1 protein-coding gene is annotated in these 245 nt (G+C 23.3%); it reads left to right on the forward strand.

Going from position 1 to position 245, the window contains the following annotated elements; all coding sequences use genetic code 11:
* Positions 1-154: 154 nt before the first annotated feature.
* Positions 155-245, forward strand: a 91-nt coding sequence (locus tag BN899_RS21040; protein ID WP_350339262.1) for a hypothetical protein, incomplete at its 3' end; no start/stop codon positions are given.

Consider the following 245-nt stretch of genomic DNA (forward strand, 5'->3'; position numbering starts at 1 on the left):
ATATAATCATATTATCTACAAGTATATAAGTCAATGTTTTTATCGAACACATATTTCCATTTTTTTACATAAGAAATAGCTATTAAAAATAATGTAACTCTTACTGTTTATTCTTTAGAAATGGCAAGAAAAAATTAACAATATTTCTAGTAGTATAAAACAAAAAGCTTTTGTTCATATTAAGGTTGATACAGGTATGTCTAGAATAGGATTTTTATGTAATGAATCTTCAGTGAATGACATAG

This window comes from Faecalimicrobium dakarense, assembly GCF_000499525.1.
In the GTDB taxonomy this organism is placed as follows: Bacteria; Bacillota; Clostridia; order Peptostreptococcales; family Peptostreptococcaceae; genus Faecalimicrobium; species Faecalimicrobium dakarense.